A 13,707-nucleotide genomic window follows, 5' to 3' on the forward strand; every position below is an offset into this window, starting at 1 on the left:
ACGCGCAATCCCTGTAGGAGCTGCCGAAGGCTGCGATCTTTTGATCTTTTGCCATTCATCTCTTACCGCACATCCCGACTTTTAAGATTGACCCGGCAACTTTATTTCGTTTGCCGGGCACCTCTGCTCGCGGCTTAGATAAAAAGAAGTATCCCTTCTTCAGAGTCAGCCATCCATGCGCCGCGAAACCATCAGTCAATCGATTTCCATTGTTCACCCCATCAGTCTCAGCCACGGCAAAAATGCCGAAGTCTGGGACACCGATGGCAAGCGCTACATCGACTTCGTCGGGGGAATCGGCGTACTGAACCTCGGCCATTGCCATCCGCGCATCGTCGAGGCCATTCGTGAACAAGCCACCCGCCTGACCCACTACGCGTTCAATGCGGCTCCCCATGTGCCTTACATCGAACTGATGGATCGCCTGGCTGCGTTTATTCCGGTGGATTACCCGGTCAGTGGCATGCTCACCAACAGCGGCGCGGAAGCGGCGGAAAACGCCCTGAAGATCGTCCGTGGCGCCACCGGCCGCACCGCGATCATTGCCTTTGACGGCGCCTTCCACGGCCGCACGCTGGCCACCCTCAACCTCAACGGCAAGGTCGCGCCCTACAAGCAGAAAGTCGGCGTGCTGCCGGGGCCGGTGTACCACCTGCCCTTCCCCAGCAAAGACAATGACGTGACCTGCGCCGAGGCCCTGAAGGCAATGGATCGGCTGTTCAGCGTCGAGATCGACGTGAATGACGTGGCCTGTTTTATCGTCGAGCCGGTGCAGGGCGAAGGCGGTTTTCTGGCGATGGATGTGGAATTCGCCCAGGCGCTGCGGCGTTTCTGTGATGACAAAGGCATTCTGCTGATCGCCGATGAAATCCAGTCCGGCTTCGGCCGCACCGGCCAGCGGTTTGCGTTTTCGCGACTGGGCATTGAGCCGGACCTGATCCTGCTGGGCAAAAGCATTGCCGGCGGCGTGCCGCTGGGTGCGGTTGTCGGGCGCAAGTCGCTAGTCGACAACTTGCCCAAGGGCGGACTGGGCGGCACCTACTCAGGAAATCCCATCGCCTGCGCCGCCGCGTTGGCGACCCTGGATGAAATGAGTGATGCACATCTGCACGCTTGGGGCTCGCAGCAGGAAGAAGCGATTGTCAGCCGCTACGAAGCCTGGCGAGCACGCGGACTGTCACCGTATCTGGGCCGTTTGACCGGCGTGGGTGCGATGCGCGGCATTGAGTTGATCAATGCCGACGGCACACCGGCTTCGGCGCAACTGACACAACTGCTGGCCTTGGCGCGAGAGTCGGGCTTGCTGCTGATGCCCAGCGGCAAGTCGCGCCACATCATTCGGCTGCTCGCGCCATTGACCACTGAGGCCGCCGTGCTGGAAGAAGGGCTGGATATTCTTGAGGCGTGTCTACAGAAACTGGCTTGAGCATTTAAGCCCGCTCCCACAGGTTTACTGCATTTTTCTGAAGGCGCAAAAAAACCGGCCGAGGCCGGTTTTTTGCGTCCTGCGGAATCAGAACGAAGCGTTCTGAAGGCCGTCGAGGTAACGCTCGGTGTCCAGTGCCGCCATGCAGCCGGCGCCGGCCGAGGTGATGGCTTGACGATAAACGTGGTCGGCCACGTCACCGGCAGCAAAGATACCTTCGACGCTGGTGGCAGTGGCGTTGCCGTCACGGCCGCCCTGTACAACCAGGTAGCCGTCTTTCAACGTCAGCTGACCTTCGAACAACGACGTGTTCGGGGTGTGGCCGATGGCGATGAACACGCCGTCGACTTTGATTTCGTCGAAGCTGCCATCGTTGTTCTTCAGGCGAGCACCGGTCACACCCATGTTGTCGCCCAGCACTTCGTCCAGGGTCGCGTTCAGCTTCAGGATGATCTTGCCTTCGGCAACCCGGGCATTGAGCTTGTCGATCAGGATCTTCTCGGCGCGGAACGTTTCGCGACGGTGAATCAGGGTCACGGTGCTGGCGATGTTGGCCAGGTACAGCGCTTCTTCGACAGCGGTATTACCGCCACCGACCACAGCCACTGGCTTGTTGCGATAGAAGAAACCGTCACAGGTCGCGCAGGCCGAAACGCCTTTGCCCATGAACGTTTCTTCCGACGGCAGGCCCAGGTAACGAGCGCTGGCACCGGTAGCGATGATCAGTGCATCGCAAGTGTAAGTCGCGCTGTCGCCAATCAGGGTGTACGGCTTGGCAGCGAAGTCCACGGCATTGATATGATCAAACACGATCTCGGTTTCAAAGCGCTCGGCGTGCTCTTTCATCCGTTCCATCAGCGCCGGGCCGGTCAGGCCGTGGACGTCGCCTGGCCAGTTGTCGACTTCGGTGGTGGTGGTCAGTTGACCGCCTGCCTGCATGCCGGTGATCAGCAGAGGCTTGAGGTTGGCACGGGCGGCGTAGACCGCGGCGCTGTAACCGGCAGGGCCGGAACCGAGAATAATCACTCGCGAATGACGGACTTCAGACATGACCTGCTCCTGTTGACCGGCCCGAAACACTGGGCGCGGAACGCCGGATTGCCGGCGGGAATAAAAAAGGACCGTTGAAAGCACTTGGGGAAGGCTTGGGCTCGACAGTCCTGTAAAAGAATGGGTGCAGCGTATCGAGGGGGCGAAGATTAAGGAAATACGGTTTAACAATCCAGCTCATAGGCGGTCTCTATTCCGTTGCAGTGAATGTATAGACGCCTTTGTTACAGTTAATGTCGATGCCGCTACCGCGCTTTCACCCACCAGGCAAAGCCGGTAAGGTCGGCGCGTTTACCCCTTGCTCGGAGCACGTTATGCCCGCCCCTGTTCTGTCCGGCCCACAATATTTGCGCGAGGGCCTCAAATTGGTCCTGAGCCCGAGTCTGCGTCTGTTCGTGTTGTTGCCGCTGGCGATCAACCTGGTGCTGTTCGTCGGATTGATCTATCTGGCCGGCCATCAGTTCAGCCTATGGGTCGATACGCTGATGCCGTCCCTGCCCGATTGGCTGAGCTTCCTCAGCTATATCCTCTGGCCGATATTCGTGGTGTTGGTGGTGTTGATGGTGTTCTTCACCTTCACCCTGCTCGCCAACGTCATCGCCGCGCCATTCAACGGCTTCCTCGCGGAGAAAGTCGAAGTGGTGGTGCGCGGCACCGACGATTTCCCGACCTTCAGCTGGGGCGAACTGATCGCCATGATCCCCCGTACCCTGACCCGGGAAATGCGCAAGCTCGGCTACTTCCTGCCAAGGGCCATCGGGCTGTTCATCCTGTCGTTCATCCCGGTGGTCAACATTATTGCCGCACCGCTGTGGCTGCTGTTCGGGGTGTGGATGATGGCGATCCAGTACATCGACTACCCGGCGGACAACCACAAGCTGGGCTGGAACGAGATGCTCGCCTGGCTGCGCAAGAAGCGCTGGCAGAGCATGAGCTTCGGCGGGATCGTTTATCTGGTGCTGCTGATTCCGGTGGTGAATATCCTGATGATGCCGGCGGCGGTGGCCGGAGCGACGTTGTTCTGGGTGCGTGAGCGTGGCGCGGAGAATCTGGTGGCAGAGCGCCGTTAATCGCGTCACATATCCATCATCCCACCGTCACAATGACGACATGGCCTCAGCCGACACTGAGGTCATGACGACAGCTCTGCATATCACCCTGATCACCGAAACCTTCCCCCCGGAAATCAACGGCGTGGCCAATACCCTTGGCCGATTGTTCGACGGTTTGCGTGCGCGCGGGCATCAGGTCGAGTTGGTGCGGCCACGTCAGGGCGGCGACCCGCTGATGGGCAGCAATGATGAGTTGCTGCTGTGTCGGGGCTGGCCGCTGCCGGGTTATCCCGGCCTGCAATGGGGGCAGTCGTCGATGCACAAGTTGCTGCGGCGCTGGAAGCGCCATCGCCCGGATGTGCTGTACATCGCCACCGAAGGACCGCTGGGGTTGTCGGCGTTGCGCGCGGCACGGCGTTTGGGGATTTCGGTGGTCAGCGGCTTTCATACCAATTTTCAGCAGTACTCCAACCAGTACGGGCTCGGGTTGCTGACGCGTTTGCTGACCCACTACCTGCGCTGGTTTCACAATCGCTCGACCCTGACCCTGGTGCCCAGCGCCAGCCAGCGACTGGAGCTGGAGCGCCGCAGTTTCGAGCGCCTGGCGCTGCTCTCTCGAGGCGTCGACAGCCAGTTGTTCCATCCGGCCAGACGACTGAAATCACTGCGTGAGCAATGGGGACTGGCCGAGGATGACATCGCCTTCATCCACGTAGGACGTTTGGCCCAGGAGAAGAATCTTGGTCTGCTCAAGCGCAGTTTCGACACGCTGAAAACCACTTATCCACAGCGGAACATGAAATTGATTGTGGTCGGCGACGGTCCGCAACGAGCGACGCTGGAAAAGGAATTGCCCGAGGCGATTTTTTGCGGCTCACAACGCGGCGAAGCGCTGGCCAGTCACTATGCCTCGGGGGATGTGTTTCTGTTTCCGAGCCTGACCGAAACCTTCGGCAATGTGGTGCTTGAGGCATTGGCCTCAGGGCTGGGGGTGGTGGCGTACGATCAGGCTGCGGCGGCTCAGCATATTCGCCATGGCTACAACGGCGTATTGGCCATGCCCGGGGATGAACAGGCGTTCTGCGATGCGGCACGTTGGCTGCTGGAGGAGCGCGAAACCTTGCGCTGCGTGCGGCTCAATGCCCGCCAGCATGCAAGCCGTCAGGGCTGGGCGGCGATTATCGAGCAGTTCGAGGGGCAGTTGCGCGGGGCTTGCCGCGATCCTCGTGGCGAGGGGGCTTGTCGGAACGCCGCATCGCCCCGTTCGGCTGCGAAGCAGTCGTAAACCCAGCGCACGCTGGTGTATCTGATGAAAAACATTTTCAGGTTTCAGGGCCGCTTCGCGGCCCAACGGGGCGGTGCGGCGTTCCGACGAGCCCCCTCGCCACATTAAACCAGCGTCATCAACGCATCACGGCTGAACGGCAGGATGTCCTGCTCACGACCGTCACGCACTTTCTGCGCCCAGTCCGGGTCCACCAACAACGCACGACCCACCGCCACCAGGTCGAACTCATCGTTATTCAAACGTTCCAGCAGTTTTTCCAGGCTGGCCGGCTGTGCGATCTTGTCGGTGTTGACCATGAATTGCAGGAACTCGCCATCCAGACCGACGCTGCCAACGGTGATGGTCGGCTTGCCGGTGAGCTTGCGGGTCCAGCCGGCCAGGTTCAGTTCGGAACCGTCGAACTCCGGCTCCCAGAAACGGCGTGTCGAGCAGTGGAAAATATCCACGCCGGCGTCGGACAACGGCTTGAGAAATTCGCTCAACGCCTCTGGCGTCTGCACCAGACGCGCGGTGTAGTCCTGCTGCTTCCACTGGGAGAAACGGAAGATGATCGGGAAGCCCTCGCCAACCGCTGCGCGCACCGCCTGAATCAGTTCGATGGCAAAGCGCGAACGGTTGGCCACGCTGCCACCGTATTCGTCGGTGCGCTGGTTGCTGCCTTCCCAGAAGAACTGGTCCACCAGATAACCATGGGCACCGTGGATTTCCACGCCGTCCATGCCGATGCTCTGGGCGTCTTTGGCGGCTTGGGCGAACGCAGCGATCACCTCCTGGATATCCTGCTGGGTCATGCCGTGAACCACGACCTGTCCGTCTTTCAGTTTTTCCGACGGACCATAACCCGGCACGCTGGCATCCGGCTCGGTGCCGATGCGGCGCACGCTGCCCACATGCCACAGCTGCGGAACGATCTTGCCGCCCTCGGCATGCACTGCATCGACGACTTTTTTCCAGCCGGCCAGTGCGGCTTCACCGTAGAAGTGCGGCACGTTCGGGTAACCGTTGGAGGCCTTGTGACCGACAGTGGTGCCTTCGGTGATGATCAGGCCAACTCCGGCGGCAGCGCGGCGACGGTAGTATTCAATCACTTTGGAGTTGGGCACGCCGCCCGGCGAAAACGAGCGGGTCATCGGCGCCATGACGACGCGGGTCGGCAGTTCGAGAGCGCCGAGGTGAAAAGGCTTGAACAGGGCTTTGACAGGCATTGGACGCTCCACGGAACATAGACTTTATGACGGCGATAATATGGGGAGAGCCAAGTATTGAACAGCACTATTGATTTAAGTGATTAAGGATTAGAAACGAAAAGATCGCAGCCTTCGGCAGCTCCTACGGAGGAATGTGAACACCTGTAGGAGCTGCCGAAGGCTGCGATCTTTTGATCTTTATTTCAGCTCAACGCTTTTTCGATAGCCTGGATAACAGAAGGATCATCCGGCGCCGTACGCGGCGAGAATCGCGCCAATACGCGACCGTCCTTGCCCAACAGGAATTTTTCGAAGTTCCAGGTGATGTCGCCCGGAAACTCCGCGCCCTCGCCCGCCAGCAGGCGGTACAGCTGATGACGTTCGTGACCGTTGACTTCCAGCTTGCTGGACAACGGAAAGGTCACGCCATAGTTGAGGCTGCAGAACGCCTGGATCTCCTGCTCGGTACCCGGTTCCTGCCCGGCAAACTGGTTGCACGGCAAGCCCAGCACGCTGAAACCCTTGCCCTTGTATTGCTGGTAGAGGTTTTCCAGAGCAGCGTACTGTGGGGTCAAGCCACATTTGGAGGCGACGTTGACCACCAGCACGACGTGCCCTTTGAAGGGCGCCAGAGGTAACTCCTGGCCATCCAAAGTTTTCAATGTAAGGTCGTGAAAAGCACTCATGACGGACTCCAAATTTCCCGTGTTCTTCTCGAAACAGCCACTTGGTCATGTCGCCAAGGACAGCCGCGGACTAAAAAGGCGCCCTCGGGCGCCTCTCCAGTTCTCGAAAGCTTAGCGCAGAAAATCAGTGGTGATGGCCACCTTCGCCATGGACGTGACCATGAGCGATTTCTTCCTGGCTGGCATCACGGATGGCAACGATCTTGACCTGGAAATTCAGGCGCTGACCGGCCAGCGGGTGGTTGCCGTCGACGGTGACATCGTCGCCGTCCAGATCGCGAATGGTGACGATCTGCATCTGGCCGTCCGGAGCGGAAGCGTGGAACTGCATGCCCACTTCCAGTTCGTCGACGCCTTCGAACATGCTGCGGCTCAGGGTGCTGACCAGTTCGGCAGCGTATTCGCCGTAGGCATCTTCAGGTTCTACGGCAACGGTCAGTTCGTCACCGACTGCTTTGCCTTCCAGCGCCTTTTCCAGGCCCGGAATGATGTTACCTGCGCCTTGCAGGTAGACCAGCGGCGCGCCGCCGGCGGAGCTGTCGATGACCTCACCAGCGTCGTTGGTCAGGGTATAGTCGATGGAGACAGCCTTATTGGCGGCGATCAGCATGGGGCGAGACCTTTTGCATAAGAATGATGAATGTCCAAGTTTAGCGAAGCAATCGCCCGAAAGCGAACACAACCCGGACAAACGGGGTGCGATGAAAGCCTCGACCATTACAGGTTTCCATCGGGACGAGGACGGGCACTGGGTGGCCGAGCTGTCCTGCGGCCATACCCAACACCTGCGGCACCAGCCGCCGTGGCAATCCCGGGCCTGGGTGCTGGACCCTGTGCTGCGCAATGAAAAAATAGGCCTGCCCTTTGATTGCGGTTGGTGCGCACAAGGCTCGGTTAGCGATAACCTTGACCACTGAATATCGGTAGAACGCCAGCCATAGGCGTTCACCATTGCCATGCACCCTTAGAGAATCCGCATGCAAACTTTTTTTATCGCGCCCACCGATTTTGGTGTGGGTCTGACCTCCATCAGCCTCGGGCTGGTGCGTACCCTTGAGCGGGCCGGCCTCAAAGTCGGCTTTTTCAAACCGATTGCCCAACCGCACCCGGGCGACACCGGCCCTGAACGCTCCACCGAACTGGTGGCCCGCACCCACGGCTTGAAACCGCCTCAGCCGCTGGGCCTGGCCCATGTCGAGCGGATGCTCGGCGACGGTCAGCTGGACGAGTTGCTCGAAGAAATCATCACCCTTTACCAGCAAGCCGCTATCGGCAAGGACGTGCTGATTGTCGAAGGCATGGTCCCGACCCGCAGCGCCAGCTACGCCGCGCGGGTCAACCTGCACTTGGCCAAGAGCCTCGACGCCGACGTGATTCTGGTTTCGGCGCCGGAAAACGAAGTGCTGACCGAATTGTCCGGCCGGGTGGAATTGCAGGCGCAATTGTTCGGCGGGCCGAAAGACCCGAAAGTGCTGGGCGTGATCCTCAACAAGGTCAAGACCGACGAAAGCATGGACGTCTTCGCCTCGCGCCTGAGAGAGCACTCGCCGTTGCTGCGCAGTGGCGACTTCCGTCTGCTCGGCTGCATCCCGTTTCAACCGGAGCTGAACGCGCCGCGCACCCGTGACGTGGCCGAGCTGATGGGCGCTCAGGTGCTCAATGCCGGTGACTACGAAACCCGGCGCATGACCAAAATCATCATTTGCGCCCGCACCGTGCGCAACACCGTGGAGCTGCTCAAGCCCGGCGTGCTGGTGGTGACCCCCGGCGATCGCGACGACATCATCCTCGCGGTCAGCCTCGCGGCGATGAACGGTGTGCCTCTGGCCGGTCTGCTGCTGACCAGCGACACCCTGCCCGACCCGCGCATCATGGAGCTGTGCCGTGGCGCCTTGCAGGCCGGCCTGCCGGTGTTGTCGGTGAGTACCGGCTCCTACGACACCGCCAACCAGTTGAACGGTTTGAACAAGGAAATCCCGATCGACGACCGCGAGCGCGCGGAGATCATCACCGATTTCGTCGCCAGCCACCTCGACGCCAACTGGCTGCACCAGCGCTGCGGCACGCCACGGGAAATGCGCCTGTCGCCTGCGGTGTTCCGCTATCAACTGATCCAGCGCGCCCAGATCGCCAACAAGCGCATCGTGTTGCCCGAGGGCAGCGAGCCGTTGACCGTGCAGGCCGCCGCGATCTGCCAGGCACGGGGCATCGCCCGTTGCGTGTTGCTGGCCAAGCCGGCAGACGTCGAGGCGGTCGCCCGCGCCCAAGGCATCGAGTTGCCACCGGGGCTGGAAATCCTCGACCCGGACCTGATCCGCGAGCGTTATGTCGAGCCGATGGTTGCGCTGCGCAAGACCAAAAGCCTCAACGCGCCGATGGCCGAGCAGCAACTGGAAGACACCGTGGTGATCGGCACCATGATGCTGGCGCTGGATGAAGTCGACGGGCTGGTGTCCGGGGTCATTCACTCCACCGCCAACACCATCCGCCCGGCCCTGCAACTGATCAAGACCGCGCCGGGTTGCACCCTGGTGTCGTCGGTGTTCTTCATGCTGTTCCCCGAAGAAGTGCTGGTCTATGGCGACTGCGTGATGAACCCGCACCCAAGCGCCAGCGAACTGGCCGAGATTGCCTTGCAAAGCGCCGATTCGGCAGCGGCGTTCGGCATCACTCCGCGAGTGGCGATGATCAGCTACTCCAGCGGAGAATCGGCCAGTGGCGAAGAAGTCGAGAAGGTTCGCGAGGCCACCTTGCTCGCCCACGAACAGCAACACTCACTGTTGATCGACGGCCCGTTGCAATACGACGCCGCCGCCAACGAAACCGTGGCCCGGCAACTGGCGCCGAACAGTCAGGTGGCCGGTCGTGCCACGGTGTTTGTGTTCCCCGACCTGAACACCGGCAACACCACCCACAAAGCCGTGCAACGCAGCGCCGACTGCGTCAGCCTCGGGCCGATGCTGCAAGGCCTGCGCAAACCGGTGAACGACCTGCCGCGTGGCGCGCAAGTCGACGACATCGTGTACACCATCGCGTTGACCGCGATTCAAGCGGCCAACCGACCTATGGATATTTAAATGCTGGATTTTCTACCTGCACCCGTGCGCGGCGTGATCGCCTCGCTGCTGTTGGCGCTGAATACGATTCTGCTCTGCTCGTTTCTGTTCTGTGTGGCGCTGTTCAAAGTGTTGCCGTTCACCCTCACCCAACGTTTCGCGCGCTGGCTGATGAGTCATACCCACGAAGCGTGGATCAGTAACAACAAGGGCTGGATGAATCTGGTTTGCCGCACACGCTGGCACCTCAGCGGCTTGCAAGACCTGGACTATCGGCACTCCTATCTGATCACCAGCAACCACCAGAGCTGGGTCGACATCATGGTGTTGCAGTACGTGCTCAACCGTCGCATCCGCCCGCTGAAGTTCTTCCTCAAACAGGAACTGATCTGGGTACCGGTGATTGGCCTGGCGTGGTGGGCGTTGGGTTTTCCGTTCATGAAGCGTTACTCCAAGGCCTATCTGGAAAAGCATCCGCAGAAGAAGGGCAAAGACCTGGAGACCACCCGCAAGACCTGCGACAAGTTCCGCAATAACCCGGTGGGGATTTTCAACTTCGTCGAAGGCACGCGCTTCACCGAGGGCAAGCACACCCAGCAGGGCTCACCGTTCCGCTACCTTCTCAAACCGAAAGCGGGCGGCATTGCATTCGTGCTGGATGCCATGGGCGACCAGCTGGAAGCCATCGTCAACGTGACCATCCACTACCCGGCCGGGCGTCCGGGTTACTGGGATTTGCTCTGCGGTAATGTGAAGGACGTGGTGGTGCACTTTCAGGAGCTGAAGATTCCACCGCAGTTCGTTGGCAAGAACTACGACCAGGACGGGGTGTATCGCCTGGAGTTTCAGGGCTGGATCAATCAATTGTGGCAGGACAAGGATGCGTTGCTGGGGCAGATGCACCGTGAGTATCCAGTGACCTAAGATCAAAAGATCGCAGCCTTCGGCAGCTCCTACACAGACCGAGTACAACCGCGATTAATCGGGTGTGCATCTTCCCTGTAGGAGCTGCCGCAGGCTGCGATCTTGACGATCAAAAGTACACAAAAAAGCCCGCAGATGATCACTCATCTGCGGGCTTTTTGTTTTCAGCTAACGCTTAGATCGCGCCACGCTTGCGCAGCAGATCCAGCACTTGCTTGACGCTTTCTTCCAGCGACAGCGACTGGGTGTCGATCACCAGATCGGCATCCAGCGGCACGTCGTACGGGAAGGATTCGCCCGGGATGTTGTCGCCACCCGCCGCGTACAGACCTTGCGGATCACGCTCGGCGCAGACCGTCGGCGAGGCCTGGACGTAGACCGTCAGCAGACGCTCCTTGCCGATCAGGTCCTTGGCCTGCTCACGACCTTCGGCACTCGGGGCAACGAACGCCGCCAGTGTCAGCAGGCCGGCTTCGTTGAACTGACGCGCAACGTGCGCCGCACGACGCCAATTCTCGGTGCGCCCGGCGCGATCCTGCGGCAGACCTTTGTTCAGGTCATGACGCAGGTTCTGGCCATCGAGTACAAACACCGCGCGCCCCATGTCGAACAGCTTGCGTTCAACCGCATACGCCAGGGTGCTTTTGCCAGCGCCCGACAGGCCGCTGAACAACACGGTGGCCGGTTGCTGACCGAAGCGCTGAGCGCGTTCTTCGGTGGCTACATGGGCCAGTTTGCCGTGGTGGGAGCTGCTGCCATGCGCCAGCGGCTGAGCGATGATCATGCCGGCCGCGACCGTGCCGTTGGTCAAACGGTCGATGACGATGAACGAACCCGTGGTGCGGTTGCTGTCGTAACCGTCCAGCGCAATGGCCGCGTCGAGGCTGATCTTGACCCGACCGATCTCGTTCAGCTGCAACGAGCTGGCAGGGCCTTCGGCCAAGGTGTTCACGTCCACGCGATTGACGATGCTGGTGATCGAGCCCGGCACGTAAGTCGTGGCGCGCTTGATGTCGTACTTCTTGCCCGGCAGCATCGGCTCTTCGGCCATCCACACCAGCATGGCGTCGAAGGCGTCGGTCACTTGCGGCTGGTTATCGGCGTGCACCAGCAAGTCGCCACGGGAAATGTCGATCTCGTCTTCCATGGTCAGCGTCACCGCTTGACCAGGGCCTGCATGCTCCAGCTCACCTTCGAAGGTGACAATGGATTTCACGCGGCTGCTCTTGCCCGACGGCAACACGACGACTTCGTCGCCCTTGTGCACGATGCCGCTGGCCAGGGTGCCGGCGAAACCACGGAAGTTCAGGTTCGGACGGTTGACGTACTGCACCGGGAAACGCAGGTCGGTGTAGTTGCGGTCGCTGGCGATTTCGACGGTTTCGAGGATTTCCATCAGCGACTGGCCGGTGTACCACGGCGAGCGCTCGGACTTGTTCACCACGTTGTCGCCCTTGAGCGCGGACATCGGCACGAATGCCATGGTGCTCGGCTTGAACGCGATGCCTTCGGCGAACTTCAGGTAATCGGCCTTGATCGACTCAAATACGCTTTCGTCGAAGCCGTTGAGGTCCATCTTGTTGATGGCGACCACGATGTGCTTGATGCCCAGCAACGAGGCGATAAAGCTGTGGCGACGGGTCTGGGTCTGCACGCCGTAACGGGCGTCGACCAGGATGATCGCCAGGTCACAGGTGGATGCACCGGTGGCCATGTTGCGGGTGTACTGCTCATGGCCGGGGGTATCGGCGATGATGAATTTGCGCTTGGCGGTAGAGAAATAGCGGTAGGCGACATCGATGGTGATGCCCTGCTCACGCTCGGCCTGCAAGCCGTCGACCAGCAACGCCAGGTCGATGTCTTCGCCGGTGGTGCCGACTTTTTTCGAGTCGCGGGTAATGGCTTCCAGATGATCTTCGTAGATCATTTTGGAGTCGTGCAGCAGGCGCCCGATCAGGGTGCTCTTGCCGTCGTCGACGTTGCCACAAGTCAGAAAGCGCAGCATTTCCTTGCGTTCATGCTGGCCCAGGTAGGCGAGGATGTCCTCGCTGATCAAATCAGATGCGTGCGACATGACAACCCCTTAGAAATAACCCTGACGTTTCTTTTCTTCCATGGAACCGGCGCCATCGTGATCGATGACTCGGCCCTGGCGTTCGGAAGTTCGCGTCAGGAGCATTTCCTGAATGATGTCGGTCAGGCTGGTGGCCTCAGACTCGACAGCACCGGTCAACGGGTAGTCGCCCAGTGTACGGAAACGGACCTTCTTCTTGACGATGCGCGCCTTGTCTTCGTCGCTCAGGTGATTGAGCAGGCGTTCGTCGTCGATCATGATCCAGGTGCCGTTCATCTCGATGACATCACGTTCGGCTGCGAAATACAGCGGCACGATCGGGATGCCTTCCAGGTAGATGTACTGCCAGATGTCCAGTTCGGTCCAGTTCGACAACGGGAATACGCGGATCGATTCACCCTTGTTGACCTTGCCGTTGTAGACGTTCCACAGCTCCGGGCGCTGGTTTTTCGGGTCCCAGCGGTGCTTGCTGTCACGGAACGAATACACGCGCTCTTTGGCACGGGACTTCTCTTCGTCGCGACGGGCGCCACCGAATGCGGCGTCGAAGCCGTACTTGTCGAGGGCCTGCTTGAGGCCTTCGGTCTTCATGATGTCGGTGTGCTTGGCACTGCCGTGGGTCAGCGGGTTGATACCCTGCGCAACACCCTCGGGGTTGACGTGTACCAGCAGGTCCAGGCCGAGCTCTTCGACCATGCGGTCGCGGAACGCGTACATTTCCTTGAACTTCCACTGGGTGTCGACGTGCATCACCGGAAACGGAAGTTTGCCCGGGAAGAATGCCTTGCGCGCAAGGTGCAGCATCACGGCGGAGTCTTTACCGACGGAGTACAGCATCACCGGGTTATCGAACTCGGCGGCGACCTCGCGGATGATGTGGATGCTTTCGGCCTCCAGCTGTTTCAGATGCGTCAGTTTGTCGACCATGGCTACTCACGAAAACGATCTTATGGACGGCCTGCGG

12 protein-coding genes are annotated in these 13,707 nt (G+C 60.2%); 6 read left to right on the forward strand and 6 right to left on the reverse strand.

Annotated features, from left to right (window positions below):
• Positions 1 to 175 precede the first annotated feature (175 nt).
• Positions 176 to 1,426 (forward strand): aspartate aminotransferase family protein, encoded by a 1,251-nt coding sequence (locus LOY36_RS23760; protein WP_258671149.1) that lies wholly within the window; start codon positions 176 to 178, stop codon positions 1,424 to 1,426.
• Between the two features lie 87 nt (positions 1,427 to 1,513).
• Here the strand turns inward: LOY36_RS23760 and trxB are convergent, their stop codons facing one another.
• Positions 1,514 to 2,476: a thioredoxin-disulfide reductase gene (trxB, locus tag LOY36_RS23765; RefSeq protein ID WP_007942183.1), complete on the reverse strand. Its 963-nt coding sequence runs from the start codon at positions 2,474 to 2,476 to the stop codon at positions 1,514 to 1,516.
• A 314-nt stretch (positions 2,477 to 2,790) separates the two neighbouring features.
• On the opposite strand from trxB, the gene cysZ reads away from it, so the two are divergent.
• The gene (gene cysZ / locus LOY36_RS23770) at positions 2,791 to 3,546 is read left to right on the forward strand and encodes a sulfate transporter CysZ (protein ID WP_258671150.1); all 756 of its coding nucleotides are present in this window, start codon (positions 2,791 to 2,793) and stop codon (positions 3,544 to 3,546) included.
• A gap of 40 nt (positions 3,547 to 3,586) precedes the next feature.
• Positions 3,587 to 4,813, forward strand: a complete 1,227-nt coding sequence (locus LOY36_RS23775) for a glycosyltransferase family 1 protein (RefSeq protein WP_019647667.1) — start codon at positions 3,587 to 3,589, stop codon at positions 4,811 to 4,813.
• Positions 4,814 to 4,917: 104 nt separating this feature from the next.
• Here the strand turns inward: LOY36_RS23775 and LOY36_RS23780 are convergent, their stop codons facing one another.
• The 3 genes from LOY36_RS23780 to LOY36_RS23790 all read right to left on the reverse strand — a co-directional run bounded on the left by LOY36_RS23780 (position 4,918) and on the right by LOY36_RS23790 (position 7,299).
• Positions 4,918 to 6,021, reverse strand: coding sequence for an NADH:flavin oxidoreductase (locus LOY36_RS23780; protein WP_258671151.1), 1,104 nt, complete (start codon positions 6,019 to 6,021; stop codon positions 4,918 to 4,920).
• 185 nt (positions 6,022 to 6,206) lie between these two features.
• Complete coding sequence (locus LOY36_RS23785) at positions 6,207 to 6,689, reverse strand: glutathione peroxidase (RefSeq protein ID WP_018927186.1); 483 nt, start codon at positions 6,687 to 6,689, stop codon at positions 6,207 to 6,209.
• A 124-nt stretch (positions 6,690 to 6,813) separates the two neighbouring features.
• Entirely contained in the window at positions 6,814 to 7,299 is a 486-nt protein-coding gene (locus tag LOY36_RS23790; protein ID WP_007942189.1) for a peptidylprolyl isomerase, read from the reverse strand.
• Between LOY36_RS23790 and LOY36_RS23795 the strand changes: the two genes are divergently transcribed.
• From LOY36_RS23795 to LOY36_RS23805, 3 genes are read left to right on the forward strand one after another with little or no spacing between them, the layout of a single operon-like run.
• Positions 7,268 to 7,606 (forward strand): DUF3565 domain-containing protein, encoded by a 339-nt coding sequence (locus tag LOY36_RS23795; protein ID WP_258671152.1) that lies wholly within the window; start codon positions 7,268 to 7,270, stop codon positions 7,604 to 7,606. The two genes, LOY36_RS23790 and LOY36_RS23795, sit on opposite strands and share 32 nt — an antisense overlap.
• A gap of 60 nt (positions 7,607 to 7,666) precedes the next feature.
• Complete coding sequence (gene pta, locus LOY36_RS23800) at positions 7,667 to 9,766, forward strand: phosphate acetyltransferase (protein WP_258671153.1); 2,100 nt, start codon at positions 7,667 to 7,669, stop codon at positions 9,764 to 9,766.
• Entirely contained in the window at positions 9,767 to 10,669 is a 903-nt protein-coding gene (locus LOY36_RS23805) for an acyltransferase (RefSeq protein WP_258671154.1), read from the forward strand. It abuts the gene before it with no gap.
• A gap of 175 nt (positions 10,670 to 10,844) precedes the next feature.
• On the opposite strand, the gene cysN is transcribed toward LOY36_RS23805, so the two are convergent.
• Positions 10,845 to 12,743: a sulfate adenylyltransferase subunit CysN gene (gene cysN / locus LOY36_RS23810; RefSeq protein ID WP_018927190.1), complete on the reverse strand. Its 1,899-nt coding sequence runs from the start codon at positions 12,741 to 12,743 to the stop codon at positions 10,845 to 10,847.
• A gap of 9 nt (positions 12,744 to 12,752) precedes the next feature.
• Positions 12,753 to 13,670 carry a sulfate adenylyltransferase subunit CysD gene (gene cysD, locus LOY36_RS23815; RefSeq protein WP_007941268.1) on the reverse strand — a complete coding sequence of 306 codons (918 nt, stop codon included), beginning with the start codon at positions 13,668 to 13,670 and terminating at the stop codon, positions 12,753 to 12,755.
• Positions 13,671 to 13,707: the final 37 nt, after the last annotated feature.

Origin of the sequence: Pseudomonas sp. B21-019, from assembly GCF_024749225.1 — a bacterium.
Lineage (GTDB): Bacteria > Pseudomonadota > Gammaproteobacteria > Pseudomonadales > Pseudomonadaceae > Aquipseudomonas.

Coding starts and splice junctions, on each gene's coding strand:
- cysN (WP_018927190.1), bottom strand. CDS start 12,743: ATGTCGCACGCATCTGATTTGATCAGCGAGGACATCCTCGCCTACCTG.
- pta (WP_258671153.1), top strand. CDS start 7,667: ATGCAAACTTTTTTTATCGCGCCCACCGATTTTGGTGTGGGTCTGACC.
- LOY36_RS23785 (WP_018927186.1), bottom strand. CDS start 6,689: ATGAGTGCTTTTCACGACCTTACATTGAAAACTTTGGATGGCCAGGAG.
- LOY36_RS23790 (WP_007942189.1), bottom strand. CDS start 7,299: ATGCTGATCGCCGCCAATAAGGCTGTCTCCATCGACTATACCCTGACC.
- LOY36_RS23780 (WP_258671151.1), bottom strand. CDS start 6,021: ATGCCTGTCAAAGCCCTGTTCAAGCCTTTTCACCTCGGCGCTCTCGAA.
- LOY36_RS23775 (WP_019647667.1), top strand. CDS start 3,587: ATGGCCTCAGCCGACACTGAGGTCATGACGACAGCTCTGCATATCACC.
- trxB (WP_007942183.1), bottom strand. CDS start 2,476: ATGTCTGAAGTCCGTCATTCGCGAGTGATTATTCTCGGTTCCGGCCCT.
- LOY36_RS23760 (WP_258671149.1), top strand. CDS start 176: ATGCGCCGCGAAACCATCAGTCAATCGATTTCCATTGTTCACCCCATC.
- LOY36_RS23805 (WP_258671154.1), top strand. CDS start 9,767: ATGCTGGATTTTCTACCTGCACCCGTGCGCGGCGTGATCGCCTCGCTG.
- cysD (WP_007941268.1), bottom strand. CDS start 13,670: ATGGTCGACAAACTGACGCATCTGAAACAGCTGGAGGCCGAAAGCATC.
- LOY36_RS23795 (WP_258671152.1), top strand. CDS start 7,268: ATGGAGACAGCCTTATTGGCGGCGATCAGCATGGGGCGAGACCTTTTG.
- cysZ (WP_258671150.1), top strand. CDS start 2,791: ATGCCCGCCCCTGTTCTGTCCGGCCCACAATATTTGCGCGAGGGCCTC.